This is a genomic window from Rhodococcus pseudokoreensis (assembly GCF_017068395.1).
Taxonomy (GTDB): Bacteria; Actinomycetota; Actinomycetes; order Mycobacteriales; family Mycobacteriaceae; genus Rhodococcus_F; species Rhodococcus_F pseudokoreensis.
This window is the reverse complement of record NZ_CP070619.1, coordinates 8,096,173-8,116,695: the sequence shown is the minus strand read 5'-3', so window position 1 is coordinate 8,116,695 and position 20,523 is coordinate 8,096,173. Positions and strand designations below refer to the sequence as shown.

Here is a 20,523-nt window from a genome sequence, read left to right as displayed (position 1 = left end):
AAAAATGACTCCTGGATCGTTGGCGGGTGTTGGGTGTGCGGAATGTCAGGCGCTGGCGGCCTGTGCAGCGACGGGGCTGCTGTGAAGTGTCTGACGTTGTGTGGCAAGCACACTCGCCACCTCTTGTGCGGCGGAGAACCCGGAGGTGATCGACGTTTCCGTGTAGAGCGTTCCGAGATAGTCGCCGGCCAGGAAGACGCGACCCGCACCACGAGTCAGCGTGGGCTGCAGCTTCGCGCGGCCCGGGAAGCTGTACGGCGACGCATTCTTCCATCGCGCGGCCTTGGCCTCGACGACCGTGTCGGAGAATCCGGGCCCGAGGATCTGCTCGAGATCGGCGAGGTGGGTCTGTACGACCTCTTCGTCAGTCTTGTCGAGCAGTGCCTGGCCCAGGGCTGCCGGCGAGAACGTCATGAAGCTGCCACCCGGCTGCCGTACGGACTCACTGCCACGCACGATGCTTGCCTGGTTCAGGGCAATGGCGAAGGACCGCTTCGGGGCGGCGATGGCGTAGATGTCGTCCCACGGCTGCTTCGTCTTCTCGTCGGTGAGGAACGCCGAGCTGACGTGAGGTCCGTACTTGACCTGCGCGAGCGCTTCACGCAGCTCCTGCGGCAGATCGACACCGACGCGATGGGACACGTCCGCGGTCGTGGCGAGAACGACGGTTCGCGCCTCGACCTCGTGGTCACGGCCGTCCTGGCGGTAGCGGACGACGACCGATTCCTTCTTGTGGACGACCTCCTGCACCTCGGCACCCAACTGGACGCGGTCGCCCAGCGACGCGGCGAGGGCTTCGGTGAGGGTGGAGGGGCCGCCGACGATGCCCCGGCTCAGACCCTGTCCGAATCCGAGCACCAAGCTGAAGTATCCGATGCCCGCACCCGCTGAGATCTGGTCCATGTTTCCGGCCGACCGGGTGACGGTCGTCTTGAACAGGGCCGCCGCATCCTCCGGCAGGTCCCCGACGAAATCGAGGAAGGACTCGTCGTTCGCGAAGTTGTAGATTCGCTGCTGTCGCATTGCGCCGGACTCACCGGCGCGGGTCCGCACCACGCCGGTGTACTTTCCGACGCCCGCGACGATCTTCATTCCGGCACGCATGGTCGCCATCCGCGCCGACAGGGACATCGGGATCCGGAAGGGGTAGGTGGCGATGTGCCCCTTCTTGAGGAACTTGCCGTTCATGGAGAGCGCCTGGAGCGACCCGGGGATGTCGACCGACATGACGCCGGCCTCGTTGAGCAGGGCTTCGGTCGAAGATCCGGGGCCGGCGAACACGTGGCCACCCCAGTTCAGCCAGTACGAGCCGCGACGCTCGGAGCGAATACGGCCACCGACGCGCTCGTCGGACTCCAGAACAAGGGTGTCCCAATGACGCAGCCGCCAACCGGCTGAGAGTCCGGCCAGGCCCGCGCCGACAACAACTACATCTCGCACTTCATATCTCCTTGACTAGCGCCGCGTCCCCACCGGAGGCATCGGCGAGTTTCTGGCGAATCCTTGTTTCGGGACGCCCGTCCCGGCTTGCGGTAGCGCCGTGAAAGCCAGGCCGGGTCGAGTCGCACATATCGGGTTCTGATGGTGATGCCCGTCATACCCGGACCACTCAAGACTAAAGTGTGATCACAGATCACGCAATCCCGAATCGCGGAAATTTCGACGATTCCCACGGCTGCGGCAAACTGACCGTCCGGTTATGTAAGTGTCACCACCTCAGATTTGGGCACAATCGAGAGTGGAGACAGCGAACAGGCCCGTGCGGGAGGTGAGCCATGCGTCGCCCGGAGGAATCGGCACCGGTACCCACCCCGACCCGGTGGTGGCGACTGAGCCCGTGGAGCCGCAACCACCTCATGCGGCCGAGCGACCGGGCCGAAGCTGCCATCATCCTGATCACCGCCGTACTGATACTGCTGGCGATCCCATTCGCCGCGGCATTCGGAACCGCCACCCACGCCCGGCTCGAACAACAGACCCGCGCGCTCCGGGCTGATCAGCAGCAGGTGCCGGCCGTCCTACTCGAGGACACCCATCCCGCACCCGACACCCCCGAAGACGCCCTCCGCCCCGCCGGCAGCGAAGACAGTGCCCGCGCCCGCTGGACGACACCCCACGGCGAGCACACCGCCATCGTGCCCACCGACGCCCCCGCCAAGGCCGGCCAGACAATCACCATCAGCATCGGCGCCGATGGCAACCTCACCGGACCCATCCCCAGCGGCGGGCAAAACACGGCTCTCGCGGCGACCGCGGCAACCGGAGTCTGGGCACTGTCCGCCGGCGCTCTCCTCATCCCCACCGCACTCACACGCACGCTGCTGCGCCGAAAGCGACTGCGGCAATGGGCATACGAATGGAAACAGCTCGACAACCCCTGATCAGCAGGTAGTGGGTGACTCCGGGCCCCGAAGGTAGTCGATCAGAGTGTCGAGGACGGCCTCGAGATCCTCGACACTGCCCGTCGACCGCAGAACCTGTACCCCACCCTGGATACCCGCGATGAACGCGGATGCAGTGCGCGACGCATCTACCTCCGCCCGCACCTCGCCCGTCGCTTGCATCGCCTCGATCCCCGCCGCGACGTGGGTCCGCCACTGCGCCAACATTGTTCGGATCACCTCGGACGCCCCCGGAGTTCCGCCCGCCTGCGCCAGCAGCGAACCGAGCGGACAGTGCGCCCCCTGAGCGCGGTACCGGGTGACCAACGCCTCCCGCCACCTCAACCACGCCGCCCACGTCGTCAGCGCGCCGAGGTGCGGTTGCTGATCGTCGAGAACCCGGTCCGCCTCGAAGACGGCGACGGCAAGTAGCAGTTCGTCCTTGCCGCCCGGAAAGTAGTGGAACAGCTGCCCCTTGCTGGTGCCGGTGATCGCGCGGATGTCGTCGAGCGTGACCCGGCCCGGCTCACCACCCCGAAGATGCGTCGCCGCACCCTCGACGATGCGCTGTCGGGTCGCGAGCCCCTTCGCAGTGATCGGCACGTGGCAACGGTAGCGCAGTTCTGGACCGGGCAACCCTGTCCGACTGCTATTGCCCACGATCACACCGAATTTTCTGGACTTGCTGGTCCAAAAGTTTGTTCCTACCGTCGGGGGCATGACCAATCACCTCACCGGCAACCGACTCCGCGGCCGCACCGCTCTCGTCACCGGATCGACCTCCCACATCGGCCGTGCCATCGCCCTCGCCTTCGCCGCCGAAGGCGCACACGTCATCGTCTCCGGCCGCGACACCACCCGCGGGAACGACACCGTCGCCGCGATCCACGCGGTGGGAGGCCGCGCCGACTTCCTCCCCGCCGACCTCGACGGCACCTCCGCCACCAGCCGCACCCTCGCCGAACAGACACTGCATCTGACCGGCGGGCAGCTCGACATCCTCGTCAACAACGCCGGCGTCTTCCCGCCGTCCGGCACCCTGACCGTCGACGACGACGCCGTCGACCGCATCTACGCCGTGAACGTCAAAGCGCCCATCTTCCTGATGCAGGCCCTCGCCCCACACCTGATCGACAACGGTGGCGGGGTCGTCGTCAACCTCGGTTCCTGGGTGGCCCGCGTCGGCATCCCCCACGGCCCCGTCTACGCGTCATCCAAAGCCGCGGTGGAAAGCCTCACCCGATCGTGGGCCGCCGAATTCGGGCCCCGAGGACTCCGCGTCAACGCCGTCTCCCCCGGCGTCATCCGCCCCGCCGGACCCGACACCGACTCCCCGGCCGACACCCTGATGCACTCCACACCCGCCGGCATGCCGGGCACCGCCGAAGACATCGCCGCCGCCGTGCTCTACCTCGCCTCCGACGACGCCCACTTCATCCACGGAACCGTCCTCGACGTCGACGGCGGACGCGTCGCGGTCAACACCGTGTAGACGCGCCCGCGGCCAAAGCCGAAACCGACGCAACGCACACGACCGGCAAGAATTACGCGAACCGCAGAAACAGGTACGTCCATACGTCAAACGACCCATGCGCAACGTCGCAGATCACCACACAATTGGAAGCACATCGAAACCCGCCGAATCGTGAGAAGGAGGCCGCCGGACACAATGTCCGACCCACAACTTCACTCGCAGACACGCAGGCAGCACACCCCGCGCAGCCACAGACAGGCAACATGCGCCCCCTTTTGAGGGATCGGTGCTGCACTCCACGACCGCACCACCCCCCTGGTGCGCGTCGGGCGATCATCCCGCCCGTACGACGGCACCGTCGTACGGGCGGGCCTCTATGCCCGATGCCGACCGCCAAACCCCGCCAGCCGACGAATTTGCCTGCACCAGTTGCCTCAGCGTCCATCACCGCGGCCGACTCACCCCGGTCGTGACGAAATTCCGCATCGACTCACCCGGGTTACACACCGCGCCTTGGAGCGACATCGGGCGCGTATGTCACAGCGGCTGAAATGGTTTCAGGTTCCGTACTCCCGGCGCCCGTCGTCGACCTCACGCCACACAGATCAGGACGCCCACGACCGCCACTTCGACCAGCGAGGCACCGCCGCAGATCAGCCACACCCGCGTTGCCAACTGCCGCCATTGCTCGCGCCGCTCGTCCACGTCCGCGACTGACCCCCTCGGGTCCGGATCGGGGACTCGGGGCCGCGAGAGACCGCGGACCTTCGCGTCCGCTCGTGCCGCCACACCGAACGAGACGGGAACCACCACGAGTGCAACCGCAAGCAGAGCAACCATCGCGCCGCTGTTCGTCCCGAACATTGTCGTTCCTTCCACACCAACAGGAGCCGGTCATGGGCGCCACGCCTACACGCCGGGCATCGGGAACTTCCACACCGCCACCACGACCACACCCATGATGAGCCCGGCGTACAGAACAGTGCCAACCACACTGACCCGCAATGTATTCAGCAGATTGGTGCCCAGATTCTCGGTGATCGGTGCCATGACAACTCTTCTCTCACGTGCAGATATTCTCGGTTGCCACGTCGATGACGTGGCATACCAGCTACCTTGGACCGACTTCGACACCTGCACATTGGCCGAAATACCCACACCCATACCCGTATCTGGTTATGGAGGCTTGGGTCTCGGCTAAGAGTTGCAACCAAACATCCCCGAGCGCCAGGCCTCCCCCGTAAATTCAGCTGTGTCTTACGTCACATTGCTGGCGTACGCACTCCGTCGCACGTACTCAGACACGCTGCAGCACAGACCAATCGGACACACACCCCTGTCGCAGGCTCGCGCCCGAGCAACCTCAACCGGATCGCACCCGGCACACGAGGACTTGAAATCGCACTTACCAGTCGGTAATTCGGAACGTGTGAAAATAGTGCAGTGGCATGGATCACACTCCCTGGACTTCCGTGCTCCGGCTCACGAAGATCGTTGATGCACTCTCCCCTCGAAGCGAGTCACCCCGCCCCCCGGTCTCGTTCGTCTACTTCCGCGTTCACGCCCGACATCGGCGCCGCCCGGACACGGCATTGACTACCGGCACAGTCGAATTCGGTGGTCACATCCACGACCTTCACCGTGCGGATCCCACCCTACGGACAGCCCGGGCACGAAATAGGTATGTCCAGCGGTCGTTCTACCGTCGCCGGATGGACATCTCGCGAGGAGTGTGGGAGTCGAACAACTCCCGAACCCTGCAAGTCGAGGCCCCCAATGCACGATCTGCTCCACCGCTCCCCCCTCGTCGCACGCGGCGTCTGCACCATCCGCCACCCCGATCAGTCCCACACGACGCTCGCCCTCGACGCATCCACGTGCTCGTCGTGCCGCAGAACCGAACTGAGCGAAGCTCCCTCACCCAGGGTGCCCGGGGCACGATCTGCATCCGCTGTGACCGGATGATTGGCGACCGGCAGACAAGGTTCCGCTGCTTGGCGGCTCCCGACAGTCAGCCGTGGAGAAATCGTCACATCGAGCCCAGCCCGCCACCACGAAGAACGGCCTCGAGACAGTCCATCGAGGCCGCCAAGAAGAGAGAATTTCAATTGAGAAGGCTATACGGGTTTCTTGCGTGTCTCACAGCCACCCTCGGCGCATTCCTGATCAACACGCCGGCGGCATCAGCCACCGGTGTCGTCTCCAACGGCATTCCCTGGACCGACGACCTGAACCCGGTGCCGCACCCACCCGGCGTCATCGAGTTCTGCACGATGGGCGTCGTCGGTTCCGACTCGCTCGGCAACAAGATCGGCATCTCCGCCGCCCACTGTGTCGATGACGCACCCGACGGTGCGCCCGTCTACCGCTACACTCCGACCGGACCGCGCGAACACATCGGGAACATCGCGTACCGCAGTCCCGGCGGCGGGACCGGTGTCGACTGGGTGGTCATCCGCCTCAACGCTGACGCGGTACTCACATCGGATGGTCCCAGTGCCCGGGTCGACGGGATCGGCGCCTCCGATCCGGTCGGTCCCCATTGCAAGGACGGGGCCGGTACCGGAATTCATTGTGGGTCGATCACTTCGCAGAACACGACACGCTTCTACAGCAACGCCCAATCAGGCGGTGGTGACTCCGGTGGTCCCGTACTTCAGAACAACACCGAAATCGTGGGCATGGTCCGCGGATTCGACCCTGTGCTCTTCGCGTTCGAGTACATCAAATTCGCTGCCGTCCTCGACGGCATCAGCGCCCAACCCAACCCAATCGGCAAGGGCTTCGTCGTCACCAACAATTGACCCACATCCCACGGACTACCACAGCTGCTGCACAATCAGCCACAACCATTCTCGGACAGGTTGAGGAAACGGACTGTAGTACAGCCACCAATTGTCCATGCCCGTCCTTCCGCGTAGGCGCTCCGGCGGTCCGTCGATCATACGTCCGACCTTTCGACGAACACGACGTCGAATATTCGGTGCACTGGCTAGAAGTTCCTGTAGGCGTTCAGCTGCAAGTGTCCTTACGCACCGCAAGTCCGGCCTGCGCGTTCGTGGCTCAGCACGAACTGCAATCGACATCCCCGTCTCCGTGTTGTTTCCGGATCCACGGCTACCCGATTCAGGCCTTCGCGAGCGATGACCGCGCCGGCTGGAGTGACACATGACCGACGGAGATACCCGAGGAGAAGTAGTGTAATTCGGGTATGGATCGGCGGCCGGCACCGAGAGCATCGGCCAGGGTACCCAGCACCCCGGTTATACGTAACTCGATCCGGGACGCACGATCATCAGCACCACCACGAGCACCCACAGCAAGTTGAACAGGCCGGTCACGATGCGAAGGCGCCGGAGTTGCGCGCCGTCGTCGGCTGCGGTGAGTGCCTGTTGTTGGAGCGGCGCGATCTGCAGAGCGAGCAGTCCCCCTGCAAGAGCGGTGAGCACCATCGCGACCACGACCCAGACCTCACTCGCGCGGCCTTGCACGGAAGCGAGGACGAGGCCAACGACCGGGACCGCGAACGCCAGGACGCCGTAGGTACAGGTGATCCGGTGCAGCACCCGGGCGGTGTCGATGCTCCGCTCGACCCGCTGCGCACCGTCCACCGTGGCAGTCACCGGTGTGTACCGGGAAAACAGACTCGTGGCCACCGCGACCGGACCCACGAAGAGGATTCCCGCCACGACATGGAGGGAGAGAAGCAACGATTCCATAACCTTCAGCCTAACTGAAGGTTGGCGCGTGGGGTCAGTCCGTGGCCGACATCACCCGCGTCATGTGCACCCGCAACGCCTCGGTCAGCTCCGGATGCTGCGCGGCGAACTCCGCGTCGAGGCGCGCCACCACCTCTGCCGCCCGAGCCAGCAGTGATTCACCCTCCGCTGTGACCCGCAGGGTCGAGGCGGCTCCGGCGTGCGCGGTCCCGTCGTCGACCAACCCGGACTCGACCAAGGCCGCGACCGCCGCGTGGGCGCTCTGCACGGTGATGCGGGAGCGCCGAGCGAGTTCGCTGAACGAGATGCCCGGCATTCCGCGAATGTGCCCCAACAACCCGTACTTGCGGGCGGTCAACCCGAGCGGCTTCAAGCCCCCGGCGAACGCGGCCTCCCAAACCCGGCCCACCGTGAGCAGCGTGACCGTGGGACTGAAAGGAGGAGGCTGCGACATGGGAGCAGGCTACCCAAAGACCGCTACACCACAGCTCGATTGTGGGCGAACCGTGGATCGCCCGCAGAGTTCACGCTGGGGAAGTCCATCCCGGTCCGGACGAGCGGGGCAGGGACCGGCGGTCACCACGTCGATGGCGGCGAAGACCCGGCGCCCGGCACATCGTGAACGATTGCCACGTTTGCGCGCTAATTCGGAACGTAGATGCTGACAATCTCGGCAATACAGACCGGCTTGTCGGCATTCTCTCGTTCGATCGTGACGGCCGTGACAACTTGGACGCCCGAGGGAACGGTGTCAACGTTTGCTATGACAACCGCTGCCCGAATCCGTGAGCCGACGGGGACGGGTGCTGGGAATCGAACCTTGTTCGACCCGTAATTGATTCCCATTCGGACGCCGTTGACGGCGTAGACCTCCCATACAAGCATCGGGATCATCGAAGTCAGCAGATGTCCGTGGGCGATGGTGGCGCGGAACGGTCCGTCAGCAGCCCGCGAGGGATCGACGTGAATCCACTGGTGGTCACCCGTCGCGTCAGCGAACGCGTCGATCTTCTCCTGGGTGAGGGTGTGCCATGACGAGTAGCCGATCCGGGTGTTCGCCACCGCGTGCAGTTCGTCGATTCCGTTGATTGTCTTCATACCTTGGGTCCTCCGGCGACGTAGATAACCTGTCCGGAGATGAAACCGGCTCCTTCACTCGCAAAGAATGAGATCGCGTGTGCGATGTCTTCGGGGACCCCGACGCGGGCGACGGGGATGTCAGCGGCCGCCTTCCTTTTGAGTTCGTCGAAGTTCATTCCCATTCGCGCTGCTGTCGCGGCTGTCATCTCGGTCTCGATGAAACCGGGAGCGACGGCGTTGGCGGTAACACCGAATCTGCCGAGTTCCAGGGCGAGAGTCTTGGTGAAACCTTGCAGCCCGGCTTTGGCCGCGGCGTAGTTGGCTTGTCCGCGGTTGCCGAGCGCTGACACGCTCGAGAGGTTGATGATTCGTCCGAAACCGGCCTCGGTCATGTTCCCCTGGACTTCGCGCGTCATCAGGAACGAGCCACGTAAGTGGACGTTCATGACGGTATCCCAGTCGGCGGCCGACATTTTGAATAGAAGATTGTCGCGGGTGACGCCGGCGTTGTTGATCAGAACGACCGGTGCTCCAAGCTCGGTTGTGATCTTATCCACTGCTCTCTCGACAGAGGTTCCGTTGGAGATGTCTGCGCCGACGGCAAGTGCGGTGCCTCCGGCCCGGGTGATCGTGTCGACCACGTTCTGGCCGGCGGCCTCGTCGAGGTCGACGACGGCGACGGCGTGGCCGTCTGCTGCGAGCCGCTGTGCGACGGCGGCGCCGATTCCCCGTGCGGCGCCGGTGACGATTGCGGTACGACGGTGTTCGGGATGAGGTGATGCGCTCACGAGATGAGGTTCCTCTCAGGGATTGGATCGATGTGACTTCAGCTCAGGAGAGCCGTTCGAGGATGGGGGCCATGCCCTAATCCCCCAGCTAAGCATGTTGTTTCGAGTCCGAATTGCGTGTCGTGTGTCTGCAATCGCTGCTCGTTCGACGCCGAGTTCGCGGGGTTCCTCGAATCGGGGCTTGTTGGGCGTGAAAGAAGGTGGAGGCGAACGTTCAGCCGGCGCAGCCGGAGATCCCGCCGTCGAGTGGAATGATGGTGCCGGTCAGATAAGAGCCGGCACGGGAGGCCAGGAACCGGATCGTGCCGATCAGGTCCTCGGTTTGTCCGTAGCGGCCCAGCGGAACGCGCTCGAGGAGTTCCGCCTCGACCTCTGGATCCGCCGCGACGTGTCCGAGCATCTCCGTCAAGATCGGGCCGGGGGCGATCGCGTTGACGGTGATGCCGTCGGAGGCCAGTTGCTTGGCTAAATGGCGGGTGACCATGTGCAGCCCGGCTTTGCTCGCACTGTAGGAGTAGTTCTCCCAGCTCGGTGTAGCCAAGGCATCCACGCTGCCGATGTTGATGACACGAGCGGGCCGGTCGGGACGTGCCGCGTTGCGCAGAAGCGGAAGCGTTCCCGTGATGAGGTAGAACGGGGCGACAAGGTTGGTGTTGAGCACCTTCGTCCAACCGATGAGGGGAAACTCTTCAAGTGGCGCACCCCAGGTGGCCCCGGCATTGTTCACTAGGATGTCGATGCTTGTCAGGTGCTCGCCGAGCCAGTCGAGAAGACCAGTCACCCCTTCGGCCGACGACAGGTCACTGGCGACGGGGGTGCAGCGTCCTGCCGTTCCCGCAGCGTCTGCCTCTGCATCGATGGCTTCGGCCGTCGCGCGGCACTGTTCTTCCTTTCGGCTGGTAATGACAACGTGGGCACCGCCCAGTACCAGGCCTCGGGCGATCATGGCGCCGATCCCTCGCGAGCCACCGGTTACGACGGCCGTCCTCCCGGCGACAGAGAAGAGGGGGTCGGGCGCCGGTCGCACTTCGGAGGTGGTTGCACTATTCATAATATCTACGCTAGGACCGGATTAACGTTATCTCTTGGGGTGCAGCGCACTTCGCTTGCATCGCGCGCAGCAGACATGCGCGGACCCGCGGGCAGGCCCGGTCGTCAAGCCTGATCCGACCCGCCAGTCAGCCATTTTCGGAGGCGGCGGATCGCGTGTCGGATGGGCGCTCACCGAAGGCCCGCCGGTAGGCATTGCTGAAGGTGCTGAGATCGCCGAATCCTGAGGAGTATGCCACCTGAGTCACGCTCTGGTGGCTCCAGCCACCATCCTGAAGCCGCAGCCGGGCCAACGCCAGACGCTCCTCGCGGATGAGGTCCGACGGTGTTGTCCCAATCCGTTGCAATTGGGCCTGGACGTGCCGGAGTGACCAGCCGAGGCGCGTCGCGACCACGGCACCTGTGAGGTTCGGGTCGTGTGCATTCTCGCGAACAAAGCGCCGGATGGCGATGACCAACCCTTCCTGAACATCGATGGAGGGGGCGGCCGTGTCTGCGTTGTAGGCGAGTGCCACGAGATCCACGATTCGGTCGGCGATCGCGTCGAACTGACTGCCGGTGATCTCGTGCCGCTCTCTGCGCAGACTACTGACCACGTCGACAACGATGCGTCCCAGTCCAGATGTTGTATCGAGGACGGCGCCTGCCTGCGACAATGTCGGCATCCGTGCCTCAATCCGGTCACGTGGCATCACGAATGCCACAGAGGAGAAGCCATCACCATGGCGCAGATCAGTCACGGTGTCCAGCGATGTGAGAGCCATGACCGCCGGCGTGATCGTGGCTTCTTGCCGATCCTGCTCGAGGATCAATTCGCCCCGGACCGGTATGAGCAGTTCGTAGGCGCCATGTGGATGTCGACGGATGTCGGCTGCCGTACGGGTGAGGACTTCCGCTTCGCCCCACCAGCGAACGAGCTGGTATGTATCCGAGTGTTGATGCTGAAGGGTTCCCTGGTAGCTGTCCGCAAGGGAGAAGGCCATCGGACAGTGGATCGACGAGACCTGATCGCGCCACCAATCACCGCGCTCGCGCTGGTCGTGCTCGTTGCTGCGTAACGTATCGACGGAATACAACCTCGCAACACCTTCTCACACCGGTATGTCGAAATCGCGACTCGTGCCACCGTCGACGCTAGCGCTCGGCGACGCCCACGCCAATGGCTTGATCATCGCAGAGCCCGCTTGAGGAGCTTTCCCGTCGCGTTCATCGGCAAACTATCCCTGAACTCCACCAGTCGCGGGTACTTGTAAGCCGCCAACCGTTCCCGTGACCAGCCGATCAGGTCTTCCTCCTTCAATTCCGAGCCGGGTTCTCGGATGACGAAGGCTTTCACTTCCTCACCGATTCGCTCGTCGGGGATTCCGACGACGGCCACGAGGCTGACCTCTGGATGGCCGATGATCACCTCCTCGAGCTCGCGCGGGTAGACGTTGAAGCCTCCCCTCACGATCAAATCTTTGGCGCGATCGACGATGAAGTAGTAGCCGTCCTCGTCTCGCGTGGCGATATCGCCCGTGCGAAACCAGCCGTCGCGGATCACTTCCTCTGTCGCCTCGGGCCGCCCCAGGTATCCCTTCATCACGTTGTATCCACGTACAGCGAGTTCTCCTGGCTCACCGACGGGAACCTCGGTCCAGTGATCGTCGATGAGCTTCACCTCCACTCCCCAGATCGGTGTGCCGATCGATCCCGACCGGTTCGGTAGGTCAAGCGGGTTGAACGTGACGGTCGGACTGGTTTCGGATAGTCCGTAGCCTTCCCGGATTCCGACACCGAAGACATCCCTGAACCGCTCCAGCACATCGACGGGCATGGCAGCTGCGCCGGAAAGCGCGATTCGCAGGAGACCGTCGAGGCGAGCGTCTATTCCGTCAGCAGACTTGTTGAGCAGGGCCCAGTACATCGTCGGGACACCGGCGAAGACCGTCACCCGGTGCTGCGTCATCAACGCCAGAGCCTCGGCTGCGTCGAACCGTGGCAGCAGGACCAGGGTGGCACCCATTGCGAAACCGGCGTTCAGCTGCACGGTCTGTGCGAACGAGTGGAAGAGCGGAAGAGTGACCAGATGTACGTCGTCGGCTCGGGCGTCGAGCAGTTGGTTATGCCCGACGGCATTGAGGACCATGTTGGCGTGGGTGAGCTCCGCCCCCTTCGGCCTGCCGGTCGTCCCGCTCGTGTAGAGGACCACCGCTGTGTCCGTTGCCTCGGTCACCTGCAAGACGTCTTCGGCGGGGTGTTCGGCCAACGCGTCAGCCAAGGTTGTTCCCACGCCTGGCCCATCGAGCAACGCGGAGCCAAGGGTGACCAGATGCTCGCAGGATTCGACGTCCTGGAATCCGTGCCACGCCTCGTCGCCGAGCCCCGGCACGGTACAGAAGTATGCCGTCGCGCCCGAGTCACGGAGGTGGTAGGCAACCTCCTCCCGCTTGAGCATCGTGTTGAGCGGAACCACCGCTCCACCGGCCTTGAGGATGCCGAAGTAGACGATCGGAAACTCGACAACATTCGCGATCGTCAGGGCGACGCGGTCGCCGGGGCGCAACCCCAGCGAGAGAAGAAAATGGGCGACACTGTTCGCAGCCGCATCGATTTCACCGAAGGTGAGGGTTCGGTCACCTTCGATGACAGCGGTTCTGTCGGGAGTGCGTCGAGCAGTGTCGGCAAGCATGGTGGCCAGGTTGAGCATGATCCTGCTTTCAGATGATGATGGTGCGATGCTGTGAATGCGGATTGCCAGCTCAGGACCAATCCCAGTCGTAGTCAGCTCCCACCCGCCTCGCCAACGGCTTGAACATGCGATCTTCGTAAGTCGCCATCGTGTCGAGTCCGCGAATGGGCGCGAGGTTCAAGATCTCGGCTAGCCGCTCGAAGTCGAGTTCGGGTTTCGGCACGCCCGCAGCAATTGCGAATCTCTGTAGCTGGTTGGTGAAGCTCTCACTACACGGCGGCTTTCCGAAGTTCACCGGATGCTTCATCGCCTCATCGAGGGTTACAAACTCCACGCCACGCTCGAGGAATGCCTCGAGGATCGGAGCAAGGGTGTCACGAGAGATCGTGGTGCCGTGGACGAGCCAGATGAGGGGCGCGTCGGCACCGAACAGGGTGTGCGCGGTGTCCGCGTGTTTGTAGAGCATGTCAACCGCGGTCGACACGTGCAGGTCGCGTACCTGCTTCTGCACGTCCTTGTCGCCTAGGGTCATCGCGCGGAAGTACGGCATGATGAACGCGAAATCACTGAACCAACTGGTGATCGGGGCGGTGCGGTAGCCGAGATCTGCGAGGTAGTTCTCGACTTCCCCTCGACGTCGTTCGGATCCTGACGACATGTCCATGGGGTACCGGAAGTACTTCGACGGTGCGGCGTCGATCAGATGACCGATGTACTTCTCGGCCGTCTCGAAATCGCGTCGGAATGCCGCGTCGGGCATCCAGCGCAGTGGAGCGTGCTGGTGAGTGTGGTTACCCAGGTGATGGCCTGCTTCGGCCCACGCCTCGAAGGCCTCGATTTGCTCTGGCTCGTTCTCGAGCCGGTATGTGTGAGAGAAGCCGTAGGTCCCGTCGAGTCCGTAGTCGTTAAGCGTTTTCGCCACGGACCGCGTGATGTCGGTGGGAGTCGTGTCGTCCGGCATGGGAACGCCGTCCCACAGGACGAAGTCATCGATCGTGACCGCAATCTCGAGAGGTCGGTCGGCGCGTGTGTCATTCATTGCGTTGACTCCGAATCTTCCATGAGGGCTCTTCGGCACGAAGCCCATTTGTCACCGACCCTATGAAGTGATGGACATCACGTCTTGGCTGTGTGCGCGTACCTGCTTTCCTCAGGCGCATCGCATCGGGCATTGGGATGCGCGCTGTGCGCGCTCTTCGAATCCCGTGCGCATAGGGCCAAGTTTCGCCTTTTGATGACTTCTACCGTCTGTGGTGACGAAGGAGAAGCACACCGTGAATTCATCACAACAGATCGTCCTGGCGCAACGCCCTCACGGGCACGTGCGCGTGGAGGACTTCCGCGTGCAGGACCTCGCCCTGCCCGAACTCGAGGCTGGTGACGTCGCACTCGAGACCCTCTTCATCTCGATCGATCCGGCCATCAGGGGCTGGCTCGACGACCGACCGAGTTATCTTCCGCCAGTCGCACTTGGAGAGCCAGTTCGCGCTTTCGGCCTGGCACGCGTGACCGCCTCACGCAACAGCAACTTCACCGCGGGCGACATCGTTCGTGGCTTTGTCGGCTGGCAACGGCGCCAGATCGTCAGCTCGCCCGGTACCGACTGGGACCGAATCACATCACGCGAGGACGTTCCCTTGGAGCACTACCTTGGCATCCTCGGGATGACGGGCCTGACCGCGTGGGCCGGAGTGTGCGACATCCTGCGCCCGCAACCAGGGCACACCGTCTTGATCTCCGGCGCCTCTGGCGCAGTCGGAAGCGTGGCTGTCCAGCTCGCGAAGCAGGCGGGCGCACAGGTTGTCGGCATCGCAGGAGGCGCCGAGAAGTGCTCGATGGTGGCCCGACTGGGAGCCGACGCCGTCGTCGACCGAAAGGCCCCTGATTGGAAAGACCAGCTCGAGGCGGCAACACCGGACGGCATCGACCGCCTCTTCGAAAACTCGGGGGGCCCGATGTTCGAGGCATCGATCGCCCGGCTGAACAACCACGCACACATCGCATTGTGTGGCCTGATCGACGGCTACAACTTGACCGAACGACCTTCCGGCCCAACCAACTTCGGATTGCTTCTCACCAAGCGTATCCTCACACAAGGATTCGTCGTGCTCGACTACATGGATCGCGCAGCAGAGGTCGAAGCCACGCTCGGCGAACTCATCAGGTCCGGACGGTTGGAGGCCGTGCAATCCGCATTGCCCGGGTTCGAGCAGTTGCCGGCCGCCTTCGTGGACTCCTTCTCCAACGGCCAACCAGGCAAACTCGTGATCGATCTGACTGCGTAGCCAGCCCCTGAATCTTGTCACCGCGCGGCCGGAATGCGGTCTCCAACGCATGCAAAGATTTCCCGCCGATCCATTTCTATTGCAGGTCCTCGCCAAACCCCGTCCACTGGGACCACTATTCATGCGCACGCCCCCGCCCGTGCATCGATCGTGCACAGTCCGGGCCTTCCGGCACTGCCGACGAGTACCGGCCGCCGCTCCGCACCGACCATTCGAATTGATAGGCGACGCACGGCTGACCCTAAACTTACTGTGCACCAGCTTTTCCTGATGCGTGAACATCGCAGAACGAGAGGGCCAGAAGGAGTGCGGTCAGGAGTTGGATATCGAGGCCATCGACACCGAAGGCCTTCGAGCTGCTGCCCGACGCCGACCTGTCCGGCGAGAATTCACAGTCCGCGTCATCCCCAACGCCGGGAACTAACGGCCGACGCCTCGGTCTGATCGGCGAGGTAGGCGTCGACGACCGCATCCCGCGTGCGGCGGCGAGCCACGGGATCGAACAGATGGATCGAAGCGCGGGGACCGTCCTTATCCAAGAGCCCACCGGGTCGGCGCAAGGCCTCGATGTCAGCCGCGACATGCCCGAACGTGGACTCCCGTGCCACCAGTTCCGCTGTCATCCGATCGTGATCGATCCGCCCCGCGCCATGCGCGAGCAGCACCTCCCGCGGACAGCGGTCGCGCACCGACGGGTTCGAGAATGTCGAGGACCACGGACAGCTCGGCGTCCCGTCCGATCCCGTTGGTGGCGGTGAAAGTGAACTCGAATTATCGAGCGGTAAGGGAGTTCCGGTCAGCACGCCGTCCAGGATGAAGGTCTCAGACAGGGCGCCGGCGATCACCGTCGCGGTGAGGTGTAGCCGCGAGAGCCGACGAGTTCGTAGGCGGTCTGGGTGAAGGTCCGGGCGGCGGTGCTGATGTAGGCGCCTTGTCGGTAGAGGAGGGCTACCGTACGGGCCGGCAGGGGCGGGTCGAGGAGGACGGGGACGAGGTGGGGGTGGTCGTGGGTGATGGCGTCCGGCAGAACAGTGGCCACAGATGCGCGTTGGACGATCTCGATTATGGATTGAATCGAGTTGGCCTCAAATATAATTCGTGGCTCGACGCGGTGTTCGGCAAAGTAGGTGTCGATGTGGCTGCGGGTGGCGAAGTCGCCACTGAGCAGCGCCAGTTGCTGGTCGTGCAATGCTTGGGCGGGTAGGGGTTCCGGACTCGGATCAGCGCCTTGGACGCCGGTGACGAGGCCGAGGGTTTCGATGAAGAGCGCGGCAGCAGTGATGCCGGTGAGGTGGGACCCGGTAAAGGCGATGCCGAGGTCCAGATCGTCGGCGAGCAGGGCCGATTCGATGCGATCCTGAGTTGTCTCGGTGAGGGTCAGGACAATACCCGGGTGGCGGGTGTGGAATTCGGCAACGAGTGGGCCGATGAGGTATGCCGCGAAGGTGGGGGTGGCACCCAGGCGCAGATGGCCGTGAGAGAGGTCTTGGACGTCATGAACTGCACGTTCGGCAGCGCTCAGATCACGCAGTGCACGCCGGGCGTGGTCGACGTAGACGTCACCGGCGTCCGTGAGCCGGACTCTACGGCCGGTGCGGTCGAGGAGCTGTACACCCACTGCGCGTTCGAGTTGCTTGATCTGTTGAGAAAGCGTGGGCTGGGAAATGTGTAGATCTTCGGCAGCGCGGGTGAAGTTGCCGTGCTCGGCGACGGCGAGCAGATAGCGCAGGTGGCGCAGTTCGAGGGCGGCCATGAGTCAACTATAGCTGCCAACAATTGCATCGATGGATATCAAGTCTTGGACTCTATAGATGCAGTTCGTGCAGGGTGATAGTCACAGCCGACAAGGGGCTGATCACCACTGAAGGAAGTGACCCATGCAAGACCTCGCCGTAGGTGTCGCCCATTTCCGGGAAGCCGTATTCCCGGAGAAGGCGGAATTGTTCGCCCACCTGGCCTCACATCACACGCCGCATACCCTGTTCATCAGCTGTTCCGACGCCCGCGTCGTGCCGGAGTTGATCACCGGCACTGAGCCGGGTGACCTGTTCGTCATCCGCACTGCCGGCAACCTGGTGCCCGCCCACACGCCCGAAACCGACGGCGTGGCCGCGAGTATCGAGTATGCCGTGGCGGCGTTGGCTGTGAAGGACATCGTCGTCTGCGGCCACTCAGCCTGCGGCGCGATGACCGCGCTGGCTCAGGGACACGACCTCAGTGGTGCCCCCGCGGTTGCCGCATGGCTGCGGCACGCGGACGCTTCCCGGGCCCGCACCGCCGTCACCGGTGACGTCGACGCTCTGGTGCGCCAGAACGTGCTCGCGCAGCTGGCGAACCTGTCCACCCACCCTTCGGTTGCTCGCGCCTTGGCCGGGCAGAAGCTCACCCTCCACGGCTGGGTCTTCGACATCGCCACCGGAGCAGTCGAAGTACTGCCCACCGCAGGCTCCGGTCTCGTTTCCTGACTCCCCTACACACAACTTCCACCTCGCGATCCTCGCGACGTGGTCCACCCGAGAAGGGAAAGAAGCACCAATGATGATGCAGGCCCAGTTCGACCCGACCGCCCGTCAGGCCATCGCCAACACAGCTGTCGACGCCAAGACCCGCAAGGGCCTTTCCTGGCAGCAGATCGCCGACGCGTCCGACCTGTCGGTTGCCTTCACCACCGCCGCAGTCCTCGGCCAGCACCCTCTGCCGGAGCAGTCGGCAAAGGCCGTCGCTGAGCTGCTCGGCCTCGATGAGGACGCAGCCCTGCTGCTCCAGTCCGTCCCGACCCGAGGATCGGTCCCTGGCAATATCCCGACCGACCCGACCATCTACCGCTTCTACGAGATGCTCCAGGTCTACGGCACCACCCTCAAGGCGCTCGTCCACGAGCAGTTCGGCGACGGCATCATCTCCGCAATCAACTTCAAGCTCGACGTGAAAAAGGTTGCGGACCCCGAGGGAGGCGAGCGCGCCGTGATCACACTGGACGGCAAGCACTTACCGACGAAGCCGTTCTGATCCGACATCGAGCCTGCACAGGCCAGGCATCGACAGGGTGGGCCGGAAGCATCTTCCGGCCCACCCCCACGCAGACCACTCATCGAAGGAGGACACCTCATGGACTTCGTCCAACGCACCATCGATCTCGCCCGCCAGAACGTCACAACGGGTGGCCGACCATTCGCAACCGTCATCGTCAAGGACGGCGAGATCGTCGCCGAGAGCCCCAACAAGGTCGCCCAGACCGGTGACCCCACCGCCCACGCGGAGATTCTCGCGATCCGCGAAGCCTGCACCAACCTGGGCACCGAGCACCTGACCGGCGCCACCATCTACGTCCTCGCCCACCCCTGCCCTATGTGCCTGGGTTCGCTGTACTACTGCTCACCAGACGAAGTCGTCTTCCTCACCACACGCGCAGACTACGAGGGCTACTACGTCGACGACCGCAAGTACTTCGAACTCGCCACCTTCTACGACGAGTTCTCCAAACCCTGGGACGAACGCCGCCTTCCCATGCGATACGAACCACGCGATGACGCCATCGACGTCTACCGGCACTGGCAAGTGAACTCGGCATAGCACCATCTCCGGCGCCATGCCGTAGGCGGTTGCCCTTCGCTAGCTGTGCCGGCCAACCGTACGAGGTATCCCGACGACACCTGACCTTTTCCCAGCACCATGGCCGCGAGATTCATCACGACCGTGATGCTGCCTACGCGGCAGGCTCCTTGGCCTGCGCGACATGAAAGGCGTCGACGATCTCCGCCGAAATCCGGCCACGGGAGGACACATCGAGGCCCTCGCCGAGCGCCCACTCCCGAATGTCCTTGGTCGTCCTCTTCGCCGGAGCCTTCCTCACCGCCGCTCTGTTCGACGGAGCCTTCCTCGCGGCAGGCTTCCTCGCGGCAGGTTTCTCCGGGGCCGTCTTCTCCGGGGTCGCCTTCTCCGCGGCTGCCTTCTTCACAGCCGGCTTCCCCGCAGCGACCTTCTTCGCCCGAGCCGTCTTTGCCTGAACCTTCTTTTTCTGAGCGTCGTCGAACGCTTTTACGATCTCTGCCGAAATCCGGCCACGGGACGACACGCCGAGACCCGCACCGATCGCCCACTCCCGAATCTCATTGGTCGTCGCCGCCGCCGGAGCCTTCGTCGCGGCTGGCTTCTCCGTGGCCACCTTCTTCACGGCCGACGTCTTCACAACCGACTTCCGCGCGGCTACCTTCTCAGCAGTCCGCTTTCCCGCAGCGACCTTCTTCGCCGGACCCCTTGTTGCCTGACCCTTCTTGGGCTGACGCTTCTTGGCCTGAGCGCCCTCGAAGGCTTCCACGATCTCCGCCGAAATCCGACCGCGCGAGGACACATCATGACCCGCACCGATCGCCCACTCGCGAATCTCCTTGGTTGTCCTCGCCGCCGGAGCCTTCCTCACAGCCAGTCGTTTCGCCGGAGCCTTCGTCGCGACAGACTTCTCCGCGGCTACCTTTTTCACAGCCGGCTTGCCGACGGAGACCTTCTTCGCCGAAACCCTTGTTGCCTGAACCTTCTCAGGCTGACGCTTCTTGGCCTGAGCGCCCTCGAAGGCTTCCACGATCTCCGCCGAAATCCGACCACGGGACGACACATCATGACCCGCACCGATCGCCCACTCGCGAATCTCCCTGGTCGTCTTCGCCGAACCTTTCGAACCCTTCGGTGTTTGGGCCATTTTGTTTCTCCTTCTTCGCCGGGCAATCGTCGAACGCACACAGTAACGGCAAACTTCTCTCGGTAGTCAGAAAGGTCACCTGAGATCGCTTTTCGACATCTCCAGTTATTGCTTATCTGGGCAGGCCAACACGATGATCCGGGCTCCAACGCGCGACTCGCCCCCGAACATCGATTCCCCACCACCCCCGAAAATGCTTCGACCGCTGCAGTATCAAGTGCGTCAGGTTTGACGCACTCGGCGATGAGGGTTCCGAGCACAGCGTGCGCCGGATCACATCTGCACCGAGTCGTGACGTCTGGAACTGCACGGAAACCATAACCGATGCAGATGGGCGTCCGTACCCTCAGCAATTGATTACGAAATACACACTCCAGCC

General features: G+C 63.7%; 22 protein-coding genes. 7 read left to right on the top strand and 15 right to left on the bottom strand.

Translation table 11 applies throughout. From position 1 onward, the window contains the following. Positions 1-45: 45 nt before the first annotated feature. Complete coding sequence (locus tag JWS13_RS42395) at positions 46-1,440, bottom strand: protoporphyrinogen/coproporphyrinogen oxidase (protein WP_206011053.1); 1,395 nt, start codon at positions 1,438-1,440, stop codon at positions 46-48. A 335-nt stretch (positions 1,441-1,775) separates the two neighbouring features. Between JWS13_RS42395 and JWS13_RS42390 the strand changes: the two genes are divergently transcribed. Continuing rightward, positions 1,776-2,381, top strand: a complete 606-nt coding sequence (locus JWS13_RS42390; protein WP_206011052.1) for an Rv1733c family protein — start codon at positions 1,776-1,778, stop codon at positions 2,379-2,381. Here JWS13_RS42390 and JWS13_RS42385 read toward each other — a convergent pair whose 3' ends face one another. Continuing rightward, on the bottom strand, positions 2,382-2,984 hold the full coding sequence (locus JWS13_RS42385; RefSeq protein WP_206011051.1) for a TetR/AcrR family transcriptional regulator: 603 nt from the start codon (positions 2,982-2,984) through the stop codon (positions 2,382-2,384). Positions 2,985-3,099: 115 nt separating this feature from the next. Here JWS13_RS42385 and JWS13_RS42380 point away from each other — a divergent pair, with 115 nt between their 5' ends. Further along, complete coding sequence (locus JWS13_RS42380; protein WP_206011050.1) at positions 3,100-3,873, top strand: SDR family NAD(P)-dependent oxidoreductase; 774 nt, start codon at positions 3,100-3,102, stop codon at positions 3,871-3,873. A 573-nt stretch (positions 3,874-4,446) separates the two neighbouring features. Here JWS13_RS42380 and JWS13_RS42375 read toward each other — a convergent pair. Then, complete coding sequence (locus JWS13_RS42375; RefSeq protein WP_206011049.1) at positions 4,447-4,719, bottom strand: hypothetical protein; 273 nt, start codon at positions 4,717-4,719, stop codon at positions 4,447-4,449. Positions 4,720-4,764: 45 nt separating this feature from the next. Continuing rightward, positions 4,765-4,905, bottom strand: coding sequence for a hypothetical protein (locus JWS13_RS42370; RefSeq protein ID WP_192581919.1), 141 nt, complete (start codon positions 4,903-4,905; stop codon positions 4,765-4,767). A gap of 1,058 nt (positions 4,906-5,963) precedes the next feature. Here JWS13_RS42370 and JWS13_RS42365 point away from each other — a divergent pair. Next, positions 5,964-6,659, top strand: a complete 696-nt coding sequence (locus tag JWS13_RS42365) for a chymotrypsin family serine protease (protein ID WP_206011048.1) — start codon at positions 5,964-5,966, stop codon at positions 6,657-6,659. Between the two features lie 459 nt (positions 6,660-7,118). Here the strand turns inward: JWS13_RS42365 and JWS13_RS42360 are convergent, their stop codons facing one another. From JWS13_RS42360 to JWS13_RS42325, 8 genes are all read right to left on the bottom strand, one after another. Next, positions 7,119-7,574, bottom strand: coding sequence for a hypothetical protein (locus JWS13_RS42360; protein ID WP_206011047.1), 456 nt, complete (start codon positions 7,572-7,574; stop codon positions 7,119-7,121). A gap of 34 nt (positions 7,575-7,608) precedes the next feature. Continuing rightward, the gene (locus JWS13_RS42355) at positions 7,609-8,028 is read right to left on the bottom strand and encodes a MarR family winged helix-turn-helix transcriptional regulator (RefSeq protein WP_206011046.1); all 420 of its coding nucleotides are present in this window, start codon (positions 8,026-8,028) and stop codon (positions 7,609-7,611) included. Between the two features lie 188 nt (positions 8,029-8,216). Continuing rightward, positions 8,217-8,672 carry a MaoC family dehydratase gene (locus JWS13_RS42350; RefSeq protein WP_206011045.1) on the bottom strand — a complete coding sequence of 152 codons (456 nt, stop codon included), beginning with the start codon at positions 8,670-8,672 and terminating at the stop codon, positions 8,217-8,219. Further along, the gene (gene fabG, locus JWS13_RS42345) at positions 8,669-9,442 is read right to left on the bottom strand and encodes a 3-oxoacyl-ACP reductase FabG (RefSeq protein ID WP_206011044.1); all 774 of its coding nucleotides are present in this window, start codon (positions 9,440-9,442) and stop codon (positions 8,669-8,671) included. Before fabG ends, JWS13_RS42350 begins: the two co-directional genes overlap by 4 nt. Positions 9,443-9,656: 214 nt before the next feature. Continuing rightward, the gene (locus tag JWS13_RS42340; RefSeq protein WP_206011043.1) at positions 9,657-10,493 is read right to left on the bottom strand and encodes an SDR family oxidoreductase; all 837 of its coding nucleotides are present in this window, start codon (positions 10,491-10,493) and stop codon (positions 9,657-9,659) included. Positions 10,494-10,620: 127 nt separating this feature from the next. Next, complete coding sequence (locus JWS13_RS42335; RefSeq protein ID WP_206011042.1) at positions 10,621-11,568, bottom strand: helix-turn-helix transcriptional regulator; 948 nt, start codon at positions 11,566-11,568, stop codon at positions 10,621-10,623. A gap of 92 nt (positions 11,569-11,660) precedes the next feature. Beyond that, on the bottom strand, positions 11,661-13,181 hold the full coding sequence (locus tag JWS13_RS42330; RefSeq protein WP_206011041.1) for a long-chain-fatty-acid--CoA ligase: 1,521 nt from the start codon (positions 13,179-13,181) through the stop codon (positions 11,661-11,663). A gap of 52 nt (positions 13,182-13,233) precedes the next feature. Further along, a complete protein-coding gene (locus tag JWS13_RS42325) occupies positions 13,234-14,202 on the bottom strand; it encodes a polysaccharide deacetylase family protein (RefSeq protein ID WP_206011040.1) in 969 nt (322 codons plus the stop codon). Between the two features lie 214 nt (positions 14,203-14,416). Between JWS13_RS42325 and JWS13_RS42320 the strand changes: the two genes are divergently transcribed. Next, positions 14,417-15,448: an NADP-dependent oxidoreductase gene (locus tag JWS13_RS42320; protein ID WP_241032520.1), complete on the top strand. Its 1,032-nt coding sequence runs from the start codon at positions 14,417-14,419 to the stop codon at positions 15,446-15,448. Between the two features lie 401 nt (positions 15,449-15,849). Here the strand turns inward: JWS13_RS42320 and JWS13_RS45765 are convergent, their stop codons facing one another. Then, entirely contained in the window at positions 15,850-16,293 is a 444-nt protein-coding gene (locus tag JWS13_RS45765; RefSeq protein ID WP_241032519.1) for a hypothetical protein, read from the bottom strand. Further along, positions 16,290-17,201 (bottom strand): transcriptional regulator CynR, encoded by a 912-nt coding sequence (gene cynR, locus JWS13_RS42310; RefSeq protein WP_206011038.1) that lies wholly within the window; start codon positions 17,199-17,201, stop codon positions 16,290-16,292. The genes JWS13_RS45765 and cynR overlap by 4 nt, the downstream gene beginning before the upstream one ends. 124 nt (positions 17,202-17,325) lie before the next feature. Here cynR and JWS13_RS42305 point away from each other — a divergent pair, with 124 nt between their 5' ends. From JWS13_RS42305 to JWS13_RS42295, 3 genes are all read left to right on the top strand, one after another. Then, on the top strand, positions 17,326-17,913 hold the full coding sequence (locus JWS13_RS42305) for a carbonic anhydrase (protein WP_206011037.1): 588 nt from the start codon (positions 17,326-17,328) through the stop codon (positions 17,911-17,913). Positions 17,914-17,986: 73 nt separating this feature from the next. After that, the gene (gene cynS, locus JWS13_RS42300) at positions 17,987-18,457 is read left to right on the top strand and encodes a cyanase (RefSeq protein WP_206011928.1); all 471 of its coding nucleotides are present in this window, start codon (positions 17,987-17,989) and stop codon (positions 18,455-18,457) included. A 99-nt stretch (positions 18,458-18,556) separates the two neighbouring features. Further along, positions 18,557-19,021: a nucleoside deaminase gene (locus tag JWS13_RS42295; RefSeq protein WP_206011036.1), complete on the top strand. Its 465-nt coding sequence runs from the start codon at positions 18,557-18,559 to the stop codon at positions 19,019-19,021. Positions 19,022-19,154: 133 nt separating this feature from the next. Here JWS13_RS42295 and JWS13_RS42290 read toward each other — a convergent pair whose 3' ends face one another. After that, the gene (locus JWS13_RS42290; RefSeq protein WP_241032518.1) at positions 19,155-20,144 is read right to left on the bottom strand and encodes an Lsr2 family DNA-binding protein; all 990 of its coding nucleotides are present in this window, start codon (positions 20,142-20,144) and stop codon (positions 19,155-19,157) included. Between the last annotated feature and the right edge of the window lie 379 nt (positions 20,145-20,523).